The organism is Mycetocola reblochoni REB411, assembly GCF_900163835.1.
Classification (GTDB): Bacteria; Actinomycetota; Actinomycetes; order Actinomycetales; family Microbacteriaceae; genus Mycetocola_B; species Mycetocola_B reblochoni.
This window is the reverse complement of the sequence record NZ_FUKR01000070.1, coordinates 1-23,067: the sequence shown is the minus strand read 5'-3', so window position 1 is coordinate 23,067 and position 23,067 is coordinate 1. Positions and strand designations below refer to the sequence as shown.

The following is a 23,067-nucleotide window of genomic DNA, read 5'->3' as shown; positions in this document are numbered from 1 at the left end:
GGCGGAGCCTCAGAGCAGGCGCCGCGCGCTCGCCCAGGCGGTCAGCTCGTGGCGGGAGGACAGCTGCAGCTTGCGCAGCACGGCCGAGACGTGGCTCTCCACGGTCTTGACCGAGATGAACAGCTCGGTCGCGACTTCCCGGTACGCGTAGCCGCGGGCGATGAGCCGCATGACCTCGCGCTCCCTGGCGGAGAGCCGGTCCAGCTCAGCGGTGCTCTCCGCCTGCTCGCCCGCGGCCGCGCCGAAGGCGTCGATGACGAAGCCGGCGAGCCGGGGCGAGAACACCGCGTCCCCCGAGGCGACGAGCCGCACCGAGCGGCTGACCTCCTCGCCCGAGCTGGTCTTCGTCAGGTAGCCGCGCGCACCCGCGCGGATCACGCCGACGACGTCCTCCGCCGAGTCGGACACGCTCAGCGCAAGGAACCTCGTGCCCTGAGGGGAGCGGCGCACCACCTCGGCGCCGCCGCCGCCCCCGCCCCCGGGCAGGTGGACGTCGAGCAGCACCACGTCGGGGGCGAGTCGCGCGATCGCCTCGACGGCGGAGTCCACGTCGCTGGCCTCGCCAAGGACGTCGAGGTCCGCGTCGAGGTCGGATCGCAGCCCCGACCGGAAGATCGAGTGGTCGTCGACGATCAGAACGCTAGTCATGCTGCTCCTCCACGGTGATGCTGACCTCGGTCCCCTGGGGTGCCTCGCCGCGGCCGCGGCGGACCGTCGCCGTGCCGCCGACGCGCCGGATCCGGCCGATGATCGACTCGCGGACGCCGATCCGGTCGGCGGGGATGTCCCCCGGGTCGATGCCGGGGCCGCGATCCTTGACGAACACGTCCACCCGGCCCCTCCCCCTCTCCACGTAGACCGACACGTCGCCGCCCGCGTGCCTGGCGGCGTTGAGCAGCGCCTCGCGCGTGGCGGCGATGACGGCCGCGGCCGTGGCCTCGTCGAGCCCGTCCGCGTCGCCGCTGCTGACGACGTCGATCCGGACCGGGTGCTCCAGCTCGATGCGCGCGGCGTCCTCGGCGATGGCCGTGGCCAGGTCGCGCGCGGGGGCGGAGTCCGCGCCGAACAGCCAGTCGCGGAGCTCGCGTTCCTGCGCCCTGGCGATGCGGGCCACGTCGGTCCCCGGGCCCGCGCGACGCTGGATGAGCGCGAGGGACTGCAGCACGGAGTCGTGCAGGTGGGCGGCGATCTCCGCCCGTTCGCCGTCCCTCGCCCTCGCCGCGCGCTCGTCGATGAGCTCGGTCCACAGGATCACGAGGGTCGGCAGCACGAACAGCACCGCGCCGGTCGCGAGCATGAGCACGGCCAGGATGGCGGTCGGCGCCGCGGGCGATCCGAACAGCAGCCCGAGCGAACCCGCCACCAGGAGCCCTGCCGTGCCGAGCCGGACCAGCCGGCTGTAGCGTTCGCCGCGCGCGGGGTCGCCCCTGTCGACCATCAGGCTCCAGCACATCGTCGCCGCCGCGCAGGCCAGCGCGGGGACCAGGCCGGGGGCGATCGGTGCGGCGGGGAGCGCCGTGGCCTGCCGGGTCGCCGTGTCGCCGAGGGCGAGCACGACGCACGCGGCCGTCGCGCCCAGGCCGATGGCCGCGGTCGGCAGCACCGTGGCGGCCGGGGGGCGCCTGCCGTCGGCGGTCTGCACGGGGAGCGCGAGCCACAGCCAGAGGTACAGCAGTGCCCCGAACCCACCGACGAGGCTGAGCAGCGCCAGGGCGAGGCGGACCTGACGCACGGGGCGGCCCAGGTGCGCGGCGAGCCCGCTCGCGACGCCGGGCGTCCGTCCGGAGGGCCGGCGCAGCAGCGGAGCCCTGCCGGTGCCCGCGGGCGCGCTCGTGCGCGCGGCTCCGGGGGCGGGGGGTGTGCTCACCCGGCTATCCAACCACCCGGCGTGTGCCGTCGGGGGCCGCCCGGGGCGGAATCAGGGTCGGATCAGGGCGATCCCCGATGGGCTGCGCACGGCGGGCCGCCACGATGGACGCATGGACACACAGCACAGCCGCCGACGCGGCATCCGCTTCTTCGAGTGGCTGAGGGGGATCGGCATCCGCAGACAGGACGGCTGGTTCGGCGGCGTCTGCGGCGGCCTCGCCGCACGGTGGGGCATCGACCCGCTCATCGTGCGGGGCATCGTCGTCGTCGCCACCCTGCTCAGCCTGCCGATGCTTCTGCTCTACGCGCTCGCGTGGTTCCTGCTGCCGGCGGAGGACGGCGCGATCCACGCGGAGTCGATGCTGAACGGTGAGCTGGCACCGAGCCAGTTCGGCATCCTCCTCCTCCTGCTCGTCGCACTCGTGCCGGGCGGGCGCGGGGTCGGCTGGGGTCTGGTGAGCGCGGGCCCGTGGCAGTGGGGCTGGGGGGCCTGGCCGTGGTTCGCCGACGGGTGGGGCGCCTTCTGGACGGTCGCGCTGGTCGTCGCGGGCGTCTGGCTCGTCGTCGTGGCCGCACGATCACGCGGCGACCGCCCCGCGGACGGGGAGGATCGCCCCGGTGGCGCGGCCGCGCCGGGCACTCCGGCCGGCCCGACCGCCGCGGCTTCCGCCGCTTCCGGCGTCACCGCGGAAGCCGCCGACGCCGCAGCCGGTGCGGGCGGCAGCGACTCCGCGTCCGGTGCGGGGGCCCAGCCGGTCGACGATGCCGGGACCAGGCGGACGGACCCGGCCGCGGCCGAGGGGTCGTCCACGGCGGAGTGGAGCGCGTGGGCCGAGCAGCGCGACCAGTGGTCCGCGCAGTCGCACGCCGCGTCCGCGCCGCTCAGCGACGAGGAGCAGCGCCGCCGCTACCTGAATGAGCAGCGCCGGCATCGCCTCGAGACCGCCAGGCTCCGCAGGGAGGAGCGCCGTGCCAGGACCCGCCGGCTGCCCGCGGCGGTGAGCTGGCTCGTGGTCGGCGTCGCCCTTCTCGTCGGCGTGGGGGCCTGGGCGCTCCTGGCGCCGTCGCTCGGCGACGACGCGCTGCTGCCCTCGCTCGGGGCGACCCTCGCCGTGCTGTCGCTTGGGATCCTCGTGGCGGGTCTGCTGCGGCGCAGGTCGATCGGCCTCGCCGCCCTCAGTGTCCCGCTCGCCGTCACCGTCGCGAGCAGCCTGATCGTCCCCTGGCCCCAGCTCGATGCCGGGATGCTGCGCGTCGCCGACGACGCGACCTCCGCGTCCCAGGCCGCGGGCCAGATGGACGTGGTCCTCGACGGCGCGGATGAGCCGCGGCGGCTGCGCCTCGAGCAGGGTGCGGGCGAGGTGCGCATCCTGCTCAGGGACGGCGCGGGCGTCCGGCTCACCGTCGACTCGGCTGCGGCGGAGATCGTTCTGGTCGACGGTGCCGACGGCGAGACGCAGCGGGTCACCGGCGTGTTCGGCACCTGGAGCGGTGCGCTCGGCGCAAGCTCGGGCAGTGTCTCCGAGGTTCACCTCACGCTGGGTGCGGGTGAGGTCCGCGTGGTCAGGGAGGACGGCGACGCCACGGACGGCGTTCCGGGTGCGGCGGCCGTCGTCCCGGGTGCGATGACGAGGGAGGATGCACGATGAGCGCAGAGGCGAAGCCGGAGGACGGCACGGGCAGGACACCGGAGGGCGGCACAAACGCGACACCGCAGGACGTGGCGGCGGTACCGGAGGGTGGTGCGGAGACGACGACCCCGCCGGACGGAGCGGCGACGGTCCCGGTGACGGCCCCGGCGGGTGGCCCGGCGGGTGGCCCGGCGGCGACCCCGGGCGACCGGGCGGAGCCGGTCAGAGGTGCGGCTGCTCCCGCAGCGCCGCTGCGCCCCCGGCTGCGCGTCGGCGCGGTCGTCTGGGGCACCCTGACGCTGCTCCTGGCGCTCGCCGCCGTGGTCGTCGGCTCCGACCCCGACCGTCGTGACGCGCTCGCGGACGCGATCTGGACCCTCCCGCCCTCCGGCGCGGCGGCGGTTGCTCTCGCGACCGTCGGAGGCGTCATCGTCCTCGTCGCTCTGACCCGGTTGCTCGCGCGGGTGGGCGATCGTGACAGTCTTGACCGGTGACCTTCCTCTCCGAAGCCCCCGAGCAGACCGCTCAGGCGACTCCGACCCCCCGCTGGGCCGTCATCGTCTGGGACGACCCGGTCAACCTGATGAGCTACGTCTCCTACGTCTTCCGCAGCTACTTCGGCTACGGCAGGGACAGGGCGGAGGAGCTGATGATGCTGGTCCACACCACCGGGAGGGCCGCCGTCGCCGACGGCGCGCGCGAGGCGATGGAGGGCCACGTCGCGGCACTGCACGGCTACGGCCTCCAGGCGACGCTGGAGCCGCTGTCGTGAGCGCCGTCCCCGCGGGCTTCCGGACCACGGCCAGCGGCTACGCCATCGACCTGGACCGCCGCGAGGCGGAGGTCCTGGTGTCCCTCGCCTCCGACAGCGGTCGGCTCATCACGGCCAACCCCGAGTTCGTCTCGCTGCTCACCCCCGACGCGTACCCCGACGACCCGGACGCCTCCGACGAGTTCGCCCGCTACACCTCGGACGACCTCGGCAGGGCGCGCGTCGCGGAGCTCGCGCTTCTCCAGGCCGCGCCGCTCGACGGAGGCGACTTCCTCGTCACTGCGGCGGAGGCCGACGACGTGCTCCGTGGCCTCGGCTTCCTCCGGCTGCTGCTCAGCGACTCGGCGGGCGAGCCCGATGCGGAGTCGCCGGAGGACTCGAGCGCGGACGAGTCGCGTCCCATGCGGTCGGCGGTCTCGCAGTGGCTTGCCTGGCTGCAGGAGTCCCTCATCGCGGCCCTCGACGGCGGCGCCGCGGCCGACGAGTAGCAGGACCCACCATGCACATCCTCATCAGCACCGACCAGAACGTCTCCTCGCTCGGCGGCGTCCAGGTGTCCATCCGGCTGCAGCAGCGCTACCTGCGCGCCGCGGGGCACCGCGTCAGCGTCGTGGCGCCGCGCTCCTTCACCGGGGCGGAGCCGGATGCCGACGACATCCTCCTCCCCGCGGTCCCCATCACGGGCGACCGCGAGTACGCCGCGAGCTGGCCGGGCGCCTCGGCGGTCCGCCGTCTCGACCGCGAGCTGGCCGGGCGCCCGCCCGTCGACCTGGTGCACGTCCAGGGCGACTACTGGGGCGCCGTCCTCGGCTACCGCTTCGCGGCCCGTCACGGGATCCCCGCGGTGCTCACGGCGCACAACAACCTCGACTCCGGCATCCGGCAGGTGCTGCCGTTCCCCGGCGTCGCGATCAGGGGTCTCCTTCTCGCCCAGCGGGCTCTGCTGCGGCCCCGACGCAGCAGGGTGCGGGCGAGCGCGGCGGCGATCCTCAACGAGTACGCGCTGCGTTCCGCCGCGGTGACCGCGCCCTCGGGGCACTTCGCCCGGCTGCTGGAGCGGACGGGCGCGGCCTCCGGGGTCCAGGTGGTGTGGAACGGCGTCGACGATGCCGTGATCGACGAGATCCTCTCCGGCGCCCCCCGGCCGGGCGCGCGCGCGGAGAGTCGGCGCCCCGTCTTCCTCTGGACGGGACGGATGAGCCAGGAGAAGCGCTTCCTCGAGTTCCTCGACGCGGTCGCGGCCGCCGACCTGGACGCCGAGTACCGCGTGTACGGCCAGGGGCTGCTGCTGAGCCAGGGCAGGGAGCGCGTCGCGGCGATGGAGCGCGCGGGGTCCCGCTCGACCGTCCGCTTCCTCGGCAAGGTCGGCTACCGCGAGTCCCTTCAGAGGATCAGGGACGCCGACGCCCTCGTCCAGACGTCGATCGGTTTCGAGACGCAGGGGATGACGGTGTTCGAGGCGGCCGCCCTCGGGACGGCGAGCATCGTCAGCGACCCGAACATCGCGGCGGAGCTGCCCGACGGCGCCTGCACCCGCCCCGCCGACGGGAGCGTTTCCGCGCTCGCGGACGCGCTCGCCGAGGCGGAGGCGCGCATCCGATCCGGCCGGTGGCTGCGCGTCCCGGCGATGGCGTCGGAGCGGGTTCTGCAGAGCAGGCAGACGGAACGGATGCTCGAGGTCTACCGCTCGGCGCTCGCCGCCGACTGAGCGGGCCCGTCATGTCACGGTCCGATGTTTTCTCGGCCGTACGGGTTAATCACGGCGAGTTCCCGGACTAGGCTCAGCCTCAGCGGCCGACGTCCGGAGAGTCGATGGCGGGGTCGCATCAGCCGTCAGCCCCCTGCGAAAGACCGTGATGCTCGAATCCCGTACGCTCGCCCCCCTCCGAACCGGCAGATCGGCCGTCGTGCTCGCGCTCGCGCTGGTGCTCAGCCTTCTGGCCATGCTGTTGCCGTCGGTGAGCAGCCCCGCGGGTGCGGCGGAGCGTCCCGAGGGCGCGCTCAGCCTCACCAAGTCGGTCGACGAGCAGCAGAGCGCCACGCTCGTGCCCGGCGACGAGTTCGTCTACACCCTCGTGATCGGTTGCGACGACTACGACTGCGCCGACGTCGTCCTGACGGACGCCGTGCCGGCTGAGCTCGCCGGCTTCGAGCTGGAGAGCACCGCGGTGTCGCCTTCCCGACTGCCGGCGAGCGTCGACTGGGGCGCCTGCGCCGACGGCTCCCCGCTGACCGCCGACTGCGTGCTCACCGTCACGCCCCAGCAGGACCTCGGCGACGGCGACCTCGGCATCACCGCCGGAACCGAGTACCGCATCGACATCACGCTCAAGGTCCCGGACGACCTCGCGCCGGACTGGGAGTTCAACGGAGCGGACATCGTGAACTCGGCCTCGGCCACCGCCTCGAACGCCTCGCCCGTCGAGGACGACGCCGCTCTGGTCGTCGACGTCCCCGTCGCCGTCGACGTGGACGCGAGCAAGGACTGGCAGCCGGCCAGCCAGGGCTTCGCCCCCGGCGCCGCATCGACCATCACGGTCGGAGCGGCAAACGCCTCGAACATCCCCGTCGACAGCATCACGATCCAGGAGCCGTCCGACGCACCCGACGGCGCGACGGCGCTCGCCGACGACAACCCCTTCCGCCTCGTCGACCTGTCCGGTATCGGCGAGACGACGCTGCCCGAGGGCGCCGACGCGGTCCGCGTCGACGTCTACGTGTTCGACGAGGGCAGCGGCACCTGGTCGTGGCAGCAGGGGACCCCCGGCGCGACGGCCGCGCTCCCCGAGGGCGTCGATCCCTCGACGGTCGGCGGGGTCCGCATCAGCTACACGGGCGACTCCATCGTCCCCGGCGCGGCGGGATCGCTGCCGATCGCCGTGGAGCAGCGCGCCGAGGACAGGATCACCGGCGACTCCCTCGTCGGAGGGGCGGAGCTGACGAACACCGTCTCCGGCACGGTGGCCGCCGACGGGCAGGACCCCGTGACGGACGAGGCCTCGGCACCCTATGCGATCACCCCCCTCGACGTCGCCACCGGCGTGACCAAGTCCTTCGACCCCGCCGACATCCCCGCGGGCGGAAGCAGCACGGCCACGATCGAGGCCACGAACGCCTCCACCGTCCCCGTCGACAGGCTCACCGTCAGCGACACGGACTTCTTCACCGAGCAGTGGCGGTTCGCCGGCTTCGACAGCGCGCCGACCTTCCCCGCCGGGGCGACGGGCACCGCGACGATCGTCTGGCACCTGGCGGACGGCAGCACCGTCGAGCAGAGCTTCGCCGAGGGCGAGACCCCGGTCGCACCCGCGGGCGTCGTCAGCGGCTTCGACATCACCTTCACCGGCTCGATCGAGGCGGGGGCCTCGGCCACCGTGACGCCGACGGTCGACGTCGCGGTGGACGTGGTCAGCGCGGACGACCGCACCGTCACGCGGACGAACACGGCGGACGCCGAGGTGGAGAACGCGGCGGGAACGGCGACAGACACCGCGGACGCCCCGCTCGACGTGCGCTACCCCGAGATCGACATCGATCTGGACAAGACCATCCGCCCCGGCGGGGCGGTCCAGCCGGGCGGCAGCGTCGTCAGCGAGCTGGAGACGACCATCGCCACGGGCAGCGGCCTCGTCGACCCGACCCAGATCGTCGTCGAGGACTCCTGGGGCGAGGACAGGGGCAACAGCTTCTGGAACGCGTTCACCCCGACCGCGATCGCGCCGACCCAGATCCCCGCGGGAACCTCGATGACCGTCACCTACACGCTCGCCGACGGCAGCACCGTCGAGGGGCCCGTGGCTGACGCCAGGGACGGCGCCTGGGTGTTCAGCGCTGACATCGACCCCGCGCTCGCCGAGCAGATCGTCGGGATCAGCTACACCTTCACCAACGAGGACGGTTTCCCCAAGGGCACGACGGTCGCGCCCAACACCGAGTTCGAGGCCAGGGACACGCTCCGCGACGGCTCCGGCGACACCTCCGTGCCCAACGGCGGTCCGAGCTCCTACGAGAACTACGCCACGGCTCGGGGCAGCGGCGACGTCCCCGGGCTCGGCCCCATCGACAGCGACGTCGTGGACGACAGCGCGTCCGCACAGATCGAGTCCTTCGCCTGCGATGGCGGCGGGGAGTGCTCCATCGGTTCGTCCAAGCGCTGGGTCCAGCCCTCCGACGGCACGACCGACCTGGACTACCTCAGCTCGCTCTCCGGCGCGGACGCCAAGACCCGGCTCGGCTGGACCGTGCTCGGCGGTCTCGACCGCGTCGTCATCAGCGACCCGGCGGGGGAGGAGGCCTCGCCCGCCGACACGGTGTTCCAGGCGTTCGACCTGACCGCCGTGGACCCCATCGGCTTCGACGACGACCCCTACCTCCGCTGGGACGCCGTCGCCTCGGTCGAGCTGTACGACGGCGCGAGCGGCGCGTGGACGACCGTGCCCGCCCCGTCCGGCGGCTGGATGGACGACGCCGGCTTCGTCGGATATGAGCTCACGGCCGCGGAGTCCGCGTCCACGACCGGCGTCCGCCTGTCCGTCGTCCCCGACGACGAGGCCCGCGCCGCGAGCGACGACCCGGACGCACCGGCCGTGGGCAGTGGTGTGGCCGCGTCGACGGCGAACCCGATGCGACCGGTGCTGCTCAGCTGGCAGCTGCGCAGCGACGTCCGCGTCGAGCAGGACGGCCGCAGCCCCTGGGCGATCGCGGAGCGCCTGTTCAACGACTCCGAGGCCGGGACGGTGTGGAACACCGTGCGGGTGACCGGCGAGGTCGACGGCGAGCCCGTCGGCTCGCACACCTCGCGCGACAACATCGCGCTCATCGACCTGCCGCCCGCGGTCGCTCTCGACAAGAGCGTCGAGCCGGGCGTGCTGACCGTCCCCAACAACGAGGACGTCGCCGCCGAGGACTACCCCGGCGCCTCCTACACCCTCCGGAGCTGGAACGACGGGGCGGGGCAGGACCCGAACGGCGAGACGCTCCCGTCCTCCAACGCCGCGCAGATGCGCGTCACCGACCCCGCACCGTGCGGGGACGACCTGTCCGCCTGCGTGAGCTCGTCACCGGCGCAGCTCGACGGCGACGTGTTCGCCTCCGCCGTGTACGACCCCGCGACGAACCCGTTCGAATGGCAGGACGTGACGGGTCTGAGCTTCGACGTGGACGAGGAGCAGGTCTCGGTCGACGACAGCATCGTCACCCTCTGGCTTTTCGACGGCAGCACCGTGAGCCACAGCATCGCCGAGGTCAGGGCCGGAGCGGTGGACGCGTCCGTGCTTGCCCAGGTGGTCGGCATCGACGTGCTCTACTCGGGCATCGACGTCGCCGAGACCGGCGGCACCATCCGTGCGGGCGAGGACAACGCCGCCGTGCTGACGGTCGACACCCGCCTGCGCGTCACCACGCGTGACGGCGGCGAGCTGCTGCGCGGGGACGTGACCGTGGAGAACACGGCGTTCAGCGAGCTGACCAACGTGATCATCGCGGACGGCGGCACGATCCCCTTCGACGACGGCACCGCCTCCCTCGACCTGCGGACGGCGAAGCTCGTCGTCGGGGCGAGCAAGGCGTTCAGCGTGGACGGCATCGCCGAGGCCGACCGCGCCGATCCGTTCCGGGTCGAGCTGGGCGCGAGCTCGGAGGCCGGGGGCGAGCGCGAGACGGTCTCGACCGAGCGCGTGACGATCAGCGACGACGACGCGGCGTTCTGGAACCTCGCGATGCTCGCCGACGGTGACCTGACCGCGACGGTTCCGGCCGGGGCGGACAGGATCCGCGTCTCGGCGCTCGTCGACGGCGCATGGGTCGACGGCCCGTGGACGGCCGGCACCGGTGAGGTGACCGGGCTGGCACTGCCCTCCGGCGTCGAGCCGGGGACGGTGACCGGCCTGCGCGCAGAGTTCTCGCGGGCCGACGGCGGGCACTTCTCCGACGCCGTCCCCCCGACCGTGTGGGAGGCGGCGCTCGGCTTCTCCGCCGTGCTCCGCGATACGGCTCTCGACGGTTCGGCGATTCCGTGGGGCGCCGACGGCGACGCGGCCCTGAGCGACGAGGTGGACGTCCGCTCGGAGCGGCCGAGCTCCGACGGGTTCTTCGAGCCGGCGGAGGACTCCGCCGATGACAGCGCCGACCTCGTCAGGGGCGTCCGCGGTCTCCAGGTGCTGAAGTCGCAGCCGGGCACGAGCCACATCGGCGACGTGGGCGACTCCGCCCCCTGGACGCTCGAGTTCTACAACGACGGCCAGGTCCCGCTGACCGTGGACACGGTCGTCGACCGACTGCCGGAGTTCCTGCAGTGGGACGGGATCGACCCCGTCGTGACGACGAGCGGCGGCACGATGGGCACTGACGTCAGCACGTCCTTCGACGCGGACGACGCGGAGCTCAGCCTGAGCTGGCCGGAGGACGCCAGGACGCTGGCCCCGGGCGAGCATGTCACGATCAGCGTCGGGCTGATCCTGCTCCCCGGCCTCGCCCTGGACGAGTGGACGACGAACTCCTTCGTCGTCGACACGGCCGAGGCGCTCGACCGCTGCAGCAACGGCAACGGCTCCGGGGGGAACTCCGAGGGGACCATCTCCGGCCTGCCCGACGACCAGTGCGGGACGACGAACTACCAGCAGCCCCGCCCGGGCGGCTCCATCGCCGTCGCGAAGTACGTTGACGGTGACGTCCTCGGCGAGTACACCGATGGCGAGCAGAACGTGGTCAGCGACGGCGGGGCCTGCGTGACCGACGCCGACGGCTTCACCCGCTACCCCTGCGCGTCGAACACCGCCGTGGGTGCGACGGACGAGTGGAAGCTGCAGATCGTCAACTCCGGCTCCGACCCGTACCGGACGCTCACCATCGTGGATCCGCTCCCGCACGTCGGCGACAGGATGCTCGCCGGCGGCGCGGCGCGCGGCAGCGAGTTCCGGCCGGTCATCGACACCGACTTCCTTCCGACGGTGAGCGGTGCGGACGGCGCACGGATCGGCCTGGAGCTGACCACGAGCCCCGACGTCTGCGTCGGCGAGGGCAGCGGCTCGGCCTGGCGCGACGACCCGCGCTGCGAGACGACGGCCGAGTGGATCGCGCTGGATGATTTCACCGGGAATCCGGGCGAGATCACGGCGATCAGGGCGACGATCGACTTCACTACGACCGCCGAGGGGCAGCTCGGCTCCGGCGAGGCGGTGGACATCCACTACCGCTCGGTCAACGTGCCGGCGACCCAGGCCTACCCGGCGGGAGCCCCGGTCGAGGTGCCCGTCGACGACAGCACCCTCGCCTGGAACCAGTTCGGCGCAGTGGCTGAGGGGATCACGGGGAACAGCTACGAGAAGGCCCCGACGAGGGCGGGGGTCGTCCTGGCCTCGGGAGCGCTCACGGTGGAGAAGGAGCTCACCGGCGAGGGGGCGGCGGGTGCGCCGGATCTCTTCCAGGTGCAGCTCACCTGCACCGTCACCAGGGGGGTCGGTGACGAACGGGTCCCGCTGTCGCTGCCCGCGGACGGCCTGCTCACGCTGACGGCTGCGGACGGCCTGACGGCGAGCGTGGAGGGGCTTCCCCTCGGTGCGGAGTGCGTCGTGGCCGAGGCGGGGGAGCCTGGCAGCTACGGCGAGACGGAGCGGAGCGAGCCGCAGACGGTCAGCATCCTCACCCCTGGCGGCGTCGCGGATGCCACGAGGGTCACGGTGACCAACGACTACCGCCTCGGCTTCTTCGACATCGTCAAGGAGCGCGTCGGTGACGGGGTGGCCCAGTTCGGCGACGGGCCGTTCGCCGCGGCGTACCGATGCACGCTGCTCGGCGAGACCGTCGGCGTGGGCGAGGTGCTGCTGGACGAGGGCGCCGGGTTCCGATCGCGCATCGACGGCCTCCCGATCGGGGCCGCGTGCGAGGTCGAGGAGACGGAGCCGGGGATGGCCGTCGCGACCAGCTATTCGCCGGCCGACGCCACCGTGCTCGTGACCGAGGACGCCGAAGACCCCGCGACGGTCACCATCACCAACACCTTCGCCACCGGCAGCATCAGCGTCGACAAGGAGGCGGCCGCGGCCCAGGTCGCCGTCGGCGAGGACGCGGACTACACGATCACCGTGCGCAACACCGGCCAGCTGGACGCGGAGGACGTCGAGGTGCTCGACCTGCTCCCGGACGGCGCCGAGTTCGTCTCCGCCGACAACGGGGGCGTCCACTCGGGAGGCTCGGTCCGCTGGGTCATCGACGAGCTCCCCGTGGGCGCCGAGGTGGTGCTCGCGGTCACGATCCGCTTCTCGGAGCCCGGCACGCAGCGCAATCAGGCGGTCGTGACGACGCCGGACGGGCCGTGGATCCCCGTGGCCCCGACGGATCCGGATGACAGCGGAGTGGAGAGCACCGACGTCGACGTGACGCCGGCGCTGCCGACGACAGGGGCGGCGATCAGCGGGATCGTGATCGCGGCCGCGGCCGTGCTCATCATCGCCGGGCTGGCTCTCGTCCTCATCAGGCGCCGGCGCGGGCCGAGCGGTCCCGCCGGCGGTCTCGGCGGCGACCCCGACGACGGCGGCACCGGTGAGCCGGGTCCCGCCGACGGGGGACCGGACGGATCGGGGTCCGGCCCTGACGGCGACCCCGGGTCCGGCCGGTAACGCCTCCGCGGTCCGACGGCCCCTCCCGCATCGGGAGGGGCCGTCGGCGTTCCGCACCGCGGGTGGGCCCGCGTAGCATGGCGGCATGCTGAGCTTCGAGAGCCACGATCTGACCGATGCCGTCGCCGTGACCCTGATCGGCGAGTACCTGGACGAGCGCGAGTCGACGTTCCCCCCGGCCCAGGGCGAGTACCAACGTATCGCTGCGGACCCCGTGCACTTCTCGCCGGGGCGCGGGGCCTTCCTCGTCGTCTCGGACGACGGCGAGCTCCTCGGCTGCGGCGGCGTCCGTCTCATCGACGACGGCCCGCGCGGCGCCAGGGCCGAGGTCAAGCACGTGTTCACGCGCCCGGCCGCGCGTGGTCGGGGCGTCGCCCGTGCCCTCATGGTCGAGCTGGAGGAGCGTGCCCGTGGTCTCGGTGCGGCCGAGATCGTGCTCGACACGAATGACAGCCTCACGGCGGCCGGGCAGCTCTACCGCACGCTGGGCTTCGACCGGGTCGAGCCGTACAACGACAACCCGAACGCGACCGCCTGGTACGCCAAGCCGCTCGACGCGGACGCGGCAGCTCCCGCGGTGTAGCGGCCGGGGCCGCACGGTCACCCGTCGGCGTCTGCGTCCTCCAGGCGGCGGCTCGCCGTCGACATGTGCTCGTGCATGGCGCGCTCGGCGGCGTCGCCGTCGCCGGCCTCCACAGCCGCGAAGACGGTCCTGTGCTCGGCGAGGGCGTCCTCCGCCTGCGGCGTACTCCGCAGCCCGCGGTCGACCCAGACCCGCAGCAGTGAGCGGATGCTCTGCAGCAGGTCACGCAGGACGACGTTGCCGGAGCTGGACGCGAGCTGCAGGTGGAAGCGCGCGTCCGCCTCGATGAAGGCGGGCAGGTCGGCGGTGGTGTCTTCCATGGTCGCGAGGAACCCGCGCATGTTCTCGAGCTCCTCCTCGGTCACGTTCTCGGCGGCGAGGCGGGCGGCCTGGGCCTCGAGCCCGCTGCGCACCTGGGCGAGCTCCGCCGTCCGGCTCGCGGAGAGCATCAGCCCCCAGCTGAGCGTCGTCGGGAGAAGCTCGGAGGCGTTGTCCCTGAGGTAGGTTCCCGATCCGGGCCGGACGGTGACGATCCCGAGGATCTCGAGGGCGGCCAGCGCCTCGCGTACGGCGGAACGGCCGACGCCGAGCTCCTCCGCCAGTTGCCGTTCCGGGGGCAGCCGGCTGCCGGGGATCAGGTCGCCTCCGGTGAGCAGTGCGGTGAGCTGCTTGGCGACCTCGCTGACGGCCGTGCCGCGGGGGACCGCTTGGAGCTCGAGGCGAACCAGGGCGGGGTCGTCGTCGCGGAAGGCCGGCATCCTGCCAGCATAGCGACGGTGCGGGCGGCACCGGCTCGGAGCGGACGGACGTGCGGCACTCCGAGGCGGTGCGGCGCGGTCGTCGGCGGAGGTGCCGGAGGACCCGCGGCAATCAGTAATTGGTGAACCGGTTGCAGAGTGGTACCGTCTCTGCTGTATGTGATCGTCGAGCGGCGGCACCCCAGTCACGCCGCCGCACAGGACAAAGCCGTTCTAAGAAAAGAGACAGTGTGAGTTTCAACGCTGAAAAGACACCACCCCCCTCCGTCGAGAAGTCGGCGATCCGCAAGGTCGCCGTGCGGCTCGTGCCCTTCGTCGCCCTGATGTTCTTCATCAACTACCTCGACCGCAGCGCGATCGGCTTCGCCGGCCCGAACGGCATGGAGGCCGACCTCGCGCTGAGCGCCGCGCAGTTCGGCTTCGCCAGCGGCGTGTTCTTCATCGGGTACATCATCCTCGAGGTGCCCTCGAACATGGCCCTGCACAAGTTCGGCGCCCGCATCTGGCTGGCCAGGATCATGATCACCTGGGGAATCGTCGCCCTGCTGTTCACCTGGGTGCAGAACTTCGAGGGCCTTGTCGCCCTCCGCTTCCTGCTCGGGGTCGCCGAGGCCGGGTTCTTCCCCGGCGCGATCCTCTTCCTCAGCCTCTGGGTCCCCGCCAAGCACCGTGCCAAGATCCTCGCGCTGTTCTACCTGGCGCAGCCGCTGACCACGGTCATCGGCGCGCCCCTGGCCGGCTGGCTGATGACCCACGACGGCTTCTTCTTCGGCCTCGAGGGCTGGCGCTTCATGTTCTTCGGCGTCGCGATCCCCGCGATCCTCATCGGCGTGGTCGCCCTGTTCTACCTGAAGGACAAGCCGGCCGACGCGAAGTGGCTCACCACGGAGGAGCAGGAGTGGCTCACCACGGCGCTGGCGAAGGAGAACGCCGCGAAGTCCGGCACCGAGAAGACCTCGGGCCACGGCAAGGGCGGGCTGAAGGTCGCGTTCGGCAGCGGCCGCGTCTGGGTGCTCAGCTTCATCTACTTCGGCGCTGTCTACGGCCTCTACGCGCTCGCGTTCTTCCTTCCGACCATCATCGGCGGCTTCGAGGAGCAGTTCGGCCTCAGCATGGGCCTGGTCGAGAAGGGCCTCGTCACGGCGATCCCGTACCTGCCCGCCGCCGTCGTCCTCTACCTGTGGTCGCGCGACGTGACCAAGCGCGGCCTGAAGACCTGGCACATCGCCCTGCCGATGGTCGTCGGAGGCGTGAGCGTGCCGGTGGCCCTGCTCATGAACAACCCGATCGCCACGGTCGCCGTCATCACGGTCACGGCCTGCGCCATCTTCGCCGTGCTGCCCAACTTCTGGACGCTGCCGACCCAGTTCCTCAGCGGTGCCGCCGCCGCGGCAGGGATCGCGCTGATCAACACCCTCGGCAACCTCGCCGGCTTCTCCGCGCCGTACATCACGGGCGCGCTGAAGGACAGCACCGGCGGACTCGTCATCCCCATGTTCGTCGTCGGCGGCTTCATGCTGCTCTCAGCCCTGCTCATGGTGCTGCTGTCGCGCCGCAGCCACGTCCAGTCGACCCCCGGCCAGCTGGTCGAGCCGGCCGGCCACTGACACCCCCGCCCCCCACCCCGCCTACGGAGACATGAGATGACCCGCCTCTACAACGACCCCAACCAGTTCGCCGACGAGATGATCGACGGGTTTGTCGCGGCCAACCGGCGGCACGTCCGCCGTGTCCGCGGCGGGGTGGTCCGCTCCACCGCGAGCGCGCCGGGAACGGTCGCGCTGGTCACCGGGGGCGGCTCGGGCCACTACCCGGCGTTCGGCGGGCTGGTGGGCCAGGGGCTCGCGCACGGCGCTGCGCTGGGCAACCTGTTCGCCTCGCCGTCCTCCCAGCAGGTGCAGTCGGTCGCCCGAGCGGCCGACAACGGCGGAGGAATCCTGCTCAGCTACGGGAACTACGCCGGCGACGTGCTGCACTTCGGCAACGCCCAGAAGGTGCTGCGTGAGCAGGGGTACCGGGTCGAGACGGTCACCGTCACGGATGACATCTCCTCCGCCCCGCTCGCGGAGAAGCACAAGCGCCGCGGCATCGCCGGCGACCTCACCGTGTTCAAGTCGGCGGCCGCGGCGGCGGAGGAGGGCGCCACCCTCGACGAGGTCGTCCGCATCGCGGCGAAGGCGAACGAGCGCACCCGCTCCGTCGGCGTCGCGTTCTCCGGCTGCTCGCTGCCGGGTGCGGACGAGCCCCTGTTCACCGTGCCGGAGGGCCGCATGGCGGTCGGTATGGGCATCCACGGCGAGCCGGGCATCGACGAGACCGACGTCCCGACCGCCGACGGCCTCGCCGAGCTCTTCGTCGGCTCCCTCCTGGCCGAGCTGCCCGAGGGCATCGAGCGCCCGGAGGGGCAGCGCGTCGCCGTGCTGCTCAACGGGCTGGGGTCGGTCAAGTACGAGGAGCTCTTCGTCGTGTACCGGCGCGTCGAGCAGCTGCTGGACGAGGCGGGCATCACGATCGTCGAGCCCGAGGTCGGCGAGCTCGTCACGAGCTTCGACATGGCCGGGGCCTCGCTCACGCTGTTCTGGCTGGACGAGGAGCTCGAACGACTGTGGGCGGCGCCGGTCGACGCCCCGGCCTATACGAAGGGCTCCGTCGTTCCCGCCGCCCCGCTGAGCGCGGCCGTGCTGGCCGAGGCCGAGACCGAGACCATTCCCCCGGCCGATGAGGCCTCCCGTGCCGTCGCCCCGCTCGTCCACCGGGCTCTCGCGGCCGCCAGGGCCACGATCGATGCGACCGTCGACGAGCTCGGCCGGATCGACGCCGTCGCCGGGGACGGCGACCACGGCATCGGTATGCAGCGCGGCGTCACGGCGGGCGAGGCGGCCGCCGCGGCGGCCGCCGACGCGGGTGCCGGGGCGAAGACCGTGCTCGACCGGGCGGCCGACGCCTGGTCGGACAGGGCGGGCGGCACCTCCGGCGCCCTCTGGGGCGCGGCGCTCACCGCCGTCGGCTCGGCCCTCGGTGACGAGGGGGCCCCCGATGCGGCCGCCGTCGCGGAGGGAGTCCGTCGGGCGAGCGCGGCGATCGGCGAGTTCGGCGCCGTGCCGGGCGACAAGACCCTCGTCGACGCGCTCGTGCCGTTCAGTGAGACACTGAGCGACCGCGTCGCCGCGGGCGCCGCCCTGGTCGACGCCTGGGCGGAGGCAGCCGAGCGCAGCACCGCCGCCGCGGCGGACACCGCGACGCTGCTGCCCCGGATGGGTCGCGCCCGGCCCCACGCGGAGAAGAGCCTCGGCACCCCCGACGCCGGCGCCCACTCCTTCGCCCTCATCGTCACCGCGATCGCCGCGGTGCTGGCCGAGCGGTGAGCCCTGGCCCGTCGCACACACACGAAGGAGAGAAACGAATGGCTGAGAAGCTTCGTCTGGTGATCGGTTCGGATGATGCCGGTTTTGGGTACAAGGAGATCGTGAAGGGGATGGTGCAGGACGAGGGTCTTGTGGCGTCGCTGGTGGATGTGGGCGTGGATGCGGAGTCGCACACGGCGTATCCGAGTGTCGCGGTCGCGGCGGCGGAGAAGGTGGCCTCGGGTGAGGTGGATCGTGCGTTGATCTTCTGCGGGACGGGTCTGGGTGTGGCGATTGCGGCGAACAAGGTCGCGGGTGTGCGTGCGGTGACGGCGCATGATTCGTTCTCGGTGGAGCGTGCGGTGTTGAGCAATGATGCGCAGGTGTTGTGCATGGGTCAGCGTGTGGTCGGGATCGAGTTGGCGAAGCGTTTGGTGCGTGAGTGGTTGACGTATCGTTTTGATCCGTCGAGTGCGTCGGCGGAGAAGGTCGCGTTGATCGGTGAGTATGAGGCGGGTCATCCGATCGCTGTGGAGGGCGCACCCTCGTGCTGACCACCGCCTCCGCGCCGTCACCGGCCCCCGCGCTCGGCCTGAGCACCTACGCCTACTTCTGGCGATGCTCCGACCGGGTGCCCGAGCCGATGACCGTCGAGCAGATGCTCGACGACACCGCCGCCCACGGCGGCACCGTGTTCCAGATCTGCGACTACGCGCCCATCGACGAGGCCGGCCCCGAGCGGCTCGCGGCCATCCGTGCGCACGCGGAGTCGCTCGGCATCGTGCTCGAACTGGGCACGCGCGGCACAGAGCCCGAGCACCTGCGGCGCCAGCTTCGCATCGCCACCGCCCTCGGCGCGACACTGCTGCGGAGCATGTGGACGAACGGCGAGGACCGCCCGGACGCGGAGGAGTCGGAGCGCCGTCTCCGCCAGCTGCTGCCCGAGCTCGATGCGGCAGGCGTGAACCTCGCCCTGGAGACCTACGAGCAGGTCCCCAGCGCCGACCTGGTCGCGCTCGTCGACGCCGTCGGCCACCCGCGGGTGGGCATCTGCCTCGACCCGGCGAACACGGTCGCCAACCTCGAGCTCCCCGGCGACGTCGTCGCGCGCTGCGCCAGGCGCACGCTGAACTGGCACGTCAAGGACTTCGACTTCAGCCGCAACCCCGGCTGGGTCGGCTTCGTCTACACCGGCACGGCGCTCGGGCAGGGGCGCCTGGACTACGACCACGTGCGCGAGCTCGTGCGCCCCGCCGAGCGCGGTATCAGCCAGATCGTCGAGTTCTGGCTGCCGTGGGCCGACGACGTGCCCGAGGCCGACCAGCCGGAGACCACCGCTCGCCGTGAGGCCGAGTGGACCAGAACAACCATGGAATATCTAAGGAGCAAGAACAATGTCTGAGGTTGCCACCACCGCATCCGCCATCACCGTCGCCGTCATCGGCGCGGGGGGCAAGATGGGCACGCGCGTGTCCAACAACTTCGCCACGAGCGACTACAACGCCCTCTACGTCGAGGCCTCGCCCGCCGGCCAGGAGCGCATCCGCGAGGCGGGCCGCGAGCTGACCGACATCGACACGGCGGCCTCGACCGCCGACGTCGTCATCCTCGCCGTCCCCGACGTGATCCTCGGCAGCGTGAGCGAGCAGGTCGTCCCGCAGATGAAGACCGGCGCGATCATCCTCACGCTCGACCCCGCAGCCGCCTATGCGGGACTGCTCGCCAAGCGCGAGGACATCCACTACGCGGTGGCGCACCCGTGCCACCCCTCCGTGTTCCTCGAGCGCACGACGCCGGAGGAGTGGGCCGACACCTTCGGCGGCGTCGCCGCCCCCCAGGAGGTCGTCGCGGCGCTGGAGAACGGCGACGACGAGGTCAGGGCGATCGCCGAGGCGGTCATCTCGACGATGTACGCGCCCGTCATCGCCGTGCACTGGGTGACCGTCAAGCAGCTCGCGGTCCTCGAGCCGACCCTCGTGGAGACCATCGCCTGCATGGTCGGCGAGTTCCTCAAGGAGGCGCTCGACGAGACGGTGAACGGCGTCGGCGTGCCCTACGAGGCCGCCCGCGCGATGCTGTACGGCCACACCTGGATCGCGCTGACCAACGGGCTGCGCGGGTCGAACCCGTTCTCGGATGCCTGCCACATCGCGATGGGCTACGGCCGCGAGTCGATCGTGAAGGAGGACTGGAAGAAGGTCTTCGACGACAGCCAGCTCGACGAGATCATCGCCAAGATGCTGAAGATCGACGCCGTCAAGCGCTGACGGTTTGCAGCCCGCGGCGGGACGTCGCGGACGCGCAGGGCCGGTCCCGTCCCGGGGCCGGCCCTGCGTCGTCCGCGCGGGACCGGAACGCTCGTCCGCCCTCACGCCCGCCCGGAGCCCGCCCGTCGCCACGGTCGCCGTCTTCCCTGGGCGCCGCCGTCCCTTCTCGGTCCCCGGCCGTCTCCGCGGCCGCGGTCGGGGCGTGCGCCGTTAGACGGCGCCGATCGGCTCGCGCTTCTCCGCCTGGAACCGGTCCTCGCTGCGCCCGTAGGCCCAGTAACCGGACAGGGACAGCCGCGCCCGGTCGACGCCGCGAGAGGCGACGATCGCGCGGACGGCCTTCATCTGCTCGCGCTCGCCGTGCGCGAAGACCTGCACGTCACCGGTGGGCCAGTCCAGCTCGGCGAGGGCCTCGGCGACGGGGTGGACCGTGCCGGCGGGTGCGTCGCCCCTGAACAGCCAGCGCAGCTCGACACCGTCCGGGTGGCGCAGCGGCAGCCGATCGTCGGGGCCGCCGACCTCGATGAGGGCGACGCCCGTCGCATCGGCGTCCATCCGCTCGAGTGCCGCCGCGATCGCGGGAAGCGCGGACTCGTCCCCCGCGAGGAGGTGCGCGTCCGCCGCGGGGTCGGGGGAGTAGGCGCCGCCGGGGCTCGAGGCGACGAGCGTGTCGCCCGGACGTGCGGACGCCGCCCATGGACCGGCCACGCCCTCATCGCCGTGCACGACGAAGTCGATCGCCAGCTCCCCCGTCTCCGCGGAGTGGGAGCGCAGGGTGTAGGTGCGTCGGACAGGGAGCGCCTCGGGTCCCTCGGCCTCGCGGAGGGCGACCAGATCAACGGGGGGAGTCAGCGTCCGGCCGTCGACGGCGAAGTGCAGTTTCATGTACGCGTCGCTCGCCGCGAGCGAGCCGTAGACCTCGGCGGGCCCGCCGCTGAAGTGCACCCGCACGAGGTGGGGGCTGAGCCGTTCCGTCCTCGTGACGGTGAGCAGGTGCTGGCTCCCGGGTCGACGGGGGGAGGGGGAGGGCGTGGTCACGGGGGTCCTTTCGCGTCGGGCGCGTGCCGTCGCAGTCGGCGTCGGCGTGCGGTCGCAGCGTTCCAAGACTATCGATGCTCATCCCTCCGGTGGAGGGGCCGTCACCGTCATGGTGTTTGACCCGCTGGCTGCTGGGGGAATACTGGGAGCATGTCTGATCTCTATGGAACCCCTGCCCCCATCCCGCTGGCGTCCGACGCCCCGATCCGTGGCATCGGTTTCGGGACGGCCATCAAGCGCTACTTCACCAAGTACGCCACCTTCTCCGGCCGCGCCTCGCAGAGCGAGTACTGGTGGGTGGTCCTGTTCAACGCCCTCGTCGGCATCGCGCTCGGGATCCTCGCGACCATCGCGATGGTGATCGGCATGGCCGGCGCCGCCAGCTACTCGAGCTACGACGGCTACTCCTCTGCCGGACCGACGGGCTTCGGCCTGGTACTGCTCGTCCTCGTGGGCATCGCTGGACTGGCGTTCGTGCTCGGCACGATCATCCCGGGCATCGCGCTGTACGTCCGGCGCCTGCACGACGCGGACCTCAGTGGCCTCCTCGCGCTGCTGCTGCTCATCCCCTACGGCAACTCGATCGTCGCGATCGTCTTCGGGCTGCTGCCGTCGAAGCCCGAGGGCTCGCGCTACGACGTGAAGTACTGACCCTCCACAACCGGGAGGCCGCGTCCGCGGCCCCCCGGTGGTCAGCCGCAGGCCCCGGGACATCTCCGCGGGGTAGCGTTCAGGAGACCGACGTCAGTGGAACACATGCCGTCCACATCGAGCAGCACAACGAAGGGATCAGCAGTCATGACTGACACCAATCCGGCACCTCAGGCCGCCATCGCGGCGCCGCGGGACCCCGCGCGGTCCTATTGGCGCCTGGCGGTGTGGATCGCGATCGGAGCGGTCATCGCCTCGGCACTCGTCTGCGTGGTTTGGGTGCTCGTCGGCGACGACGGCAACGCGATCATCGGCAGGGCGTTCCTCACGATCCTGCTGCTGGCGGCGTTCGCCGGCGTCGCACTGTACGACGCGAGCGCGGCGGCACGGCGCAGGCAGTGGGAGTCCCTGCTCAGCCTCGGCGGCTGGGTGCTGATCCTCGCCCTGGCGATGATCAAGATCTGGATGCCGTTCCGCGACTCGTTCGACTACTACTTCGCGAGCGACTCCGCCTTCGTCCGCACCTTCCAGCTGATCGGCATCGTGCTCGTCATCCGCCTGGCGATCCTGCACGTGCAGCTCTTCTCCCGGCTGCTCACCAACCGCGCCGACCGTTTCGCGCGCATCGACGGCTTCATCACGATCGGACTCGTCGCCGTCCTCGCCGTGCTCCTGGTGATCCCGCTGGTCTTCACGGACTACGTCTTCCACAGCATCTACTACCGCGCGGCGGTCGCCGTGGCGATCCTCGCGACCGTGGGTACGGTGCTCGTCCCGCTGTTCCGGCTGCTCAGCAGCGCGGGGTCGACGAAGGAGCCCGCTCGGGCGGCCCAGGCCGCCCCGCAGCGGGGCTTCGACGCGCTCGGCGCGGGCTACTCCGCACCGACGGGGGACGACACCGGCAGCGGCGTCGCGACGCAGGTCCCCGCCGGGCAGGGTTCCGTCGTGGCCGGTCCCGCGCACACGACCCAGGCACAGGCGGGCGTCCCCGCGAGGGAGTCCGTGCCGAGTCACTCGCGCCAGCCGGGCGCACCCATCCCCCGCAACCTGCCGACCCGCTTCGGCTGGCCGCTGTTCGCGGACGGCCGCACCCCGTTGCCCGTGCTGCACAACGGCGCGCCCGACCTGGACGCGTACTACACCGGCCGGCTCAGCGCCTCGGCGCGCGTCATGACCGACGCCGAGTGGGACACGCTTCGCGTCACGTTCGAGCGGGCACAGTCCGCTCCCGCGTCGGCACCGGCGGCGGGAGCCGCGACGGGCGCAGCGACCGGGGCATCTCCCGTCGACGGGGGTGCGACGCACGCCGACGTCCCGCCGGTCGACCCGCCCGCGGAGCACGGCGGGACGGACGCGCCGAGCACGGGCGGGACGGGTTCCGCCACCGGCGACGCGCCGGGCAGCGACGCGGTCCAGGCGGGCGACGGGTCGTCTGCGGGCTCGGACTGATCCCCGGACCGACCGATCGACGGCGCCCCCGCTCCCCGTGGAGCGGGGGCGCCGTCGTCCGTCGCGGCGGTCCGGTGATCAGTCCGAGCC

Annotated in this window: 18 protein-coding genes; 14 read left to right on the top strand and 4 right to left on the bottom strand. The window is 72.5% G+C overall.

Annotated features, from left to right (window positions below; translation table 11 throughout):
• Nucleotides 1-9: 9 nt before the first annotated feature.
• Nucleotides 10-648 (bottom strand): response regulator, encoded by a 639-nt coding sequence (locus FM119_RS12025; protein WP_087138397.1) that lies wholly within the window; start codon nucleotides 646-648, stop codon nucleotides 10-12.
• A complete protein-coding gene (locus FM119_RS12020; RefSeq protein WP_179205329.1) occupies nucleotides 641-1,867 on the bottom strand; it encodes an ATP-binding protein in 1,227 nt (408 codons plus the stop codon). The genes FM119_RS12025 and FM119_RS12020 overlap by 8 nt, the downstream gene beginning before the upstream one ends.
• A gap of 112 nt (nucleotides 1,868-1,979) precedes the next feature.
• On the opposite strand from FM119_RS12020, the gene FM119_RS12015 reads away from it, so the two are divergent.
• The 7 genes from FM119_RS12015 (at nucleotide 1,980) to FM119_RS11985 (ending at nucleotide 13,470) form a co-directional block, all read left to right on the top strand.
• Complete coding sequence (locus FM119_RS12015; RefSeq protein WP_087138395.1) at nucleotides 1,980-3,518, top strand: PspC domain-containing protein; 1,539 nt, start codon at nucleotides 1,980-1,982, stop codon at nucleotides 3,516-3,518.
• On the top strand, nucleotides 3,515-3,994 hold the full coding sequence (locus FM119_RS12010) for a hypothetical protein (RefSeq protein WP_087138394.1): 480 nt from the start codon (nucleotides 3,515-3,517) through the stop codon (nucleotides 3,992-3,994). Before FM119_RS12015 ends, FM119_RS12010 begins: the two co-directional genes overlap by 4 nt.
• Complete coding sequence (gene clpS, locus FM119_RS12005; protein ID WP_087138393.1) at nucleotides 3,991-4,272, top strand: ATP-dependent Clp protease adapter ClpS; 282 nt, start codon at nucleotides 3,991-3,993, stop codon at nucleotides 4,270-4,272. The genes FM119_RS12010 and clpS overlap by 4 nt, the downstream gene beginning before the upstream one ends.
• Nucleotides 4,269-4,760, top strand: a complete 492-nt coding sequence (locus FM119_RS12000; protein ID WP_087138392.1) for a DUF2017 family protein — start codon at nucleotides 4,269-4,271, stop codon at nucleotides 4,758-4,760. Before clpS ends, FM119_RS12000 begins: the two co-directional genes overlap by 4 nt.
• Before the next feature lie 11 nt (nucleotides 4,761-4,771).
• A complete protein-coding gene (locus FM119_RS11995) occupies nucleotides 4,772-5,980 on the top strand; it encodes a glycosyltransferase family 4 protein (RefSeq protein ID WP_087138391.1) in 1,209 nt (402 codons plus the stop codon).
• 148 nt (nucleotides 5,981-6,128) lie between these two features.
• On the top strand, nucleotides 6,129-12,887 hold the full coding sequence (locus FM119_RS11990) for a DUF5979 domain-containing protein (protein WP_087138390.1): 6,759 nt from the start codon (nucleotides 6,129-6,131) through the stop codon (nucleotides 12,885-12,887).
• A gap of 85 nt (nucleotides 12,888-12,972) precedes the next feature.
• Entirely contained in the window at nucleotides 12,973-13,470 is a 498-nt protein-coding gene (locus FM119_RS11985) for a GNAT family N-acetyltransferase (RefSeq protein ID WP_087138389.1), read from the top strand.
• Nucleotides 13,471-13,487: 17 nt separating this feature from the next.
• Here FM119_RS11985 and FM119_RS11980 read toward each other — a convergent pair whose 3' ends face one another.
• The gene (locus FM119_RS11980; RefSeq protein WP_087138388.1) at nucleotides 13,488-14,228 is read right to left on the bottom strand and encodes a FadR/GntR family transcriptional regulator; all 741 of its coding nucleotides are present in this window, start codon (nucleotides 14,226-14,228) and stop codon (nucleotides 13,488-13,490) included.
• A gap of 323 nt (nucleotides 14,229-14,551) precedes the next feature.
• Between FM119_RS11980 and FM119_RS11975 the strand changes: the two genes are divergently transcribed.
• Genes FM119_RS11975 through FM119_RS11955 form a run of 5 tightly spaced genes read left to right on the top strand, consistent with a single transcriptional unit; the run spans nucleotide 14,552 to nucleotide 19,839 of the window.
• Complete coding sequence (locus FM119_RS11975) at nucleotides 14,552-15,835, top strand: MFS transporter (RefSeq protein WP_087138406.1); 1,284 nt, start codon at nucleotides 14,552-14,554, stop codon at nucleotides 15,833-15,835.
• A gap of 36 nt (nucleotides 15,836-15,871) precedes the next feature.
• Entirely contained in the window at nucleotides 15,872-17,593 is a 1,722-nt protein-coding gene (locus FM119_RS11970) for a dihydroxyacetone kinase family protein (RefSeq protein ID WP_087138387.1), read from the top strand.
• Between the two features lie 38 nt (nucleotides 17,594-17,631).
• On the top strand, nucleotides 17,632-18,126 hold the full coding sequence (locus FM119_RS11965; RefSeq protein WP_087135773.1) for a ribose-5-phosphate isomerase: 495 nt from the start codon (nucleotides 17,632-17,634) through the stop codon (nucleotides 18,124-18,126).
• The gene (locus tag FM119_RS11960) at nucleotides 18,120-18,974 is read left to right on the top strand and encodes a sugar phosphate isomerase/epimerase family protein (RefSeq protein WP_245827476.1); all 855 of its coding nucleotides are present in this window, start codon (nucleotides 18,120-18,122) and stop codon (nucleotides 18,972-18,974) included. Before FM119_RS11965 ends, FM119_RS11960 begins: the two co-directional genes overlap by 7 nt.
• Entirely contained in the window at nucleotides 18,967-19,839 is an 873-nt protein-coding gene (locus FM119_RS11955; protein ID WP_087138386.1) for a phosphogluconate dehydrogenase C-terminal domain-containing protein, read from the top strand. The genes FM119_RS11960 and FM119_RS11955 overlap by 8 nt, the downstream gene beginning before the upstream one ends.
• Before the next feature lie 210 nt (nucleotides 19,840-20,049).
• On the opposite strand, the gene FM119_RS11950 is transcribed toward FM119_RS11955, so the two are convergent.
• Entirely contained in the window at nucleotides 20,050-20,877 is an 828-nt protein-coding gene (locus FM119_RS11950) for a siderophore-interacting protein (protein WP_087138385.1), read from the bottom strand.
• Nucleotides 20,878-21,027: 150 nt separating this feature from the next.
• Here FM119_RS11950 and FM119_RS11945 point away from each other — a divergent pair, with 150 nt between their 5' ends.
• Complete coding sequence (locus FM119_RS11945) at nucleotides 21,028-21,528, top strand: DUF805 domain-containing protein (protein ID WP_087138384.1); 501 nt, start codon at nucleotides 21,028-21,030, stop codon at nucleotides 21,526-21,528.
• A 147-nt stretch (nucleotides 21,529-21,675) separates the two neighbouring features.
• Entirely contained in the window at nucleotides 21,676-22,977 is a 1,302-nt protein-coding gene (locus tag FM119_RS13935; RefSeq protein WP_087138383.1) for a hypothetical protein, read from the top strand.
• Nucleotides 22,978-23,067 lie beyond the last annotated feature (90 nt).

What these genes read in the sequence shown, in the direction of transcription:
- FM119_RS11955 (WP_087138386.1), top strand. Translation starts at nt 18,967, where the DNA reads ATGTCTGAGGTTGCCACCACCGCATCCGCCATCACCGTCGCCGTCATC.
- FM119_RS11970 (WP_087138387.1), top strand. Translation starts at nt 15,872, where the DNA reads ATGACCCGCCTCTACAACGACCCCAACCAGTTCGCCGACGAGATGATC.
- FM119_RS11945 (WP_087138384.1), top strand. Translation starts at nt 21,028, where the DNA reads ATGTCTGATCTCTATGGAACCCCTGCCCCCATCCCGCTGGCGTCCGAC.
- FM119_RS11990 (WP_087138390.1), top strand. Translation starts at nt 6,129, where the DNA reads ATGCTCGAATCCCGTACGCTCGCCCCCCTCCGAACCGGCAGATCGGCC.
- FM119_RS11980 (WP_087138388.1), bottom strand. Translation starts at nt 14,228, where the DNA reads ATGCCGGCCTTCCGCGACGACGACCCCGCCCTGGTTCGCCTCGAGCTC.
- FM119_RS11995 (WP_087138391.1), top strand. Translation starts at nt 4,772, where the DNA reads ATGCACATCCTCATCAGCACCGACCAGAACGTCTCCTCGCTCGGCGGC.
- FM119_RS13935 (WP_087138383.1), top strand. Translation starts at nt 21,676, where the DNA reads ATGACTGACACCAATCCGGCACCTCAGGCCGCCATCGCGGCGCCGCGG.
- FM119_RS11965 (WP_087135773.1), top strand. Translation starts at nt 17,632, where the DNA reads ATGGCTGAGAAGCTTCGTCTGGTGATCGGTTCGGATGATGCCGGTTTT.
- FM119_RS12025 (WP_087138397.1), bottom strand. Translation starts at nt 648, where the DNA reads ATGACTAGCGTTCTGATCGTCGACGACCACTCGATCTTCCGGTCGGGG.
- FM119_RS11975 (WP_087138406.1), top strand. Translation starts at nt 14,552, where the DNA reads ATGTTCTTCATCAACTACCTCGACCGCAGCGCGATCGGCTTCGCCGGC.
- FM119_RS12010 (WP_087138394.1), top strand. Translation starts at nt 3,515, where the DNA reads ATGAGCGCAGAGGCGAAGCCGGAGGACGGCACGGGCAGGACACCGGAG.
- FM119_RS12015 (WP_087138395.1), top strand. Translation starts at nt 1,980, where the DNA reads ATGGACACACAGCACAGCCGCCGACGCGGCATCCGCTTCTTCGAGTGG.
- FM119_RS11985 (WP_087138389.1), top strand. Translation starts at nt 12,973, where the DNA reads ATGCTGAGCTTCGAGAGCCACGATCTGACCGATGCCGTCGCCGTGACC.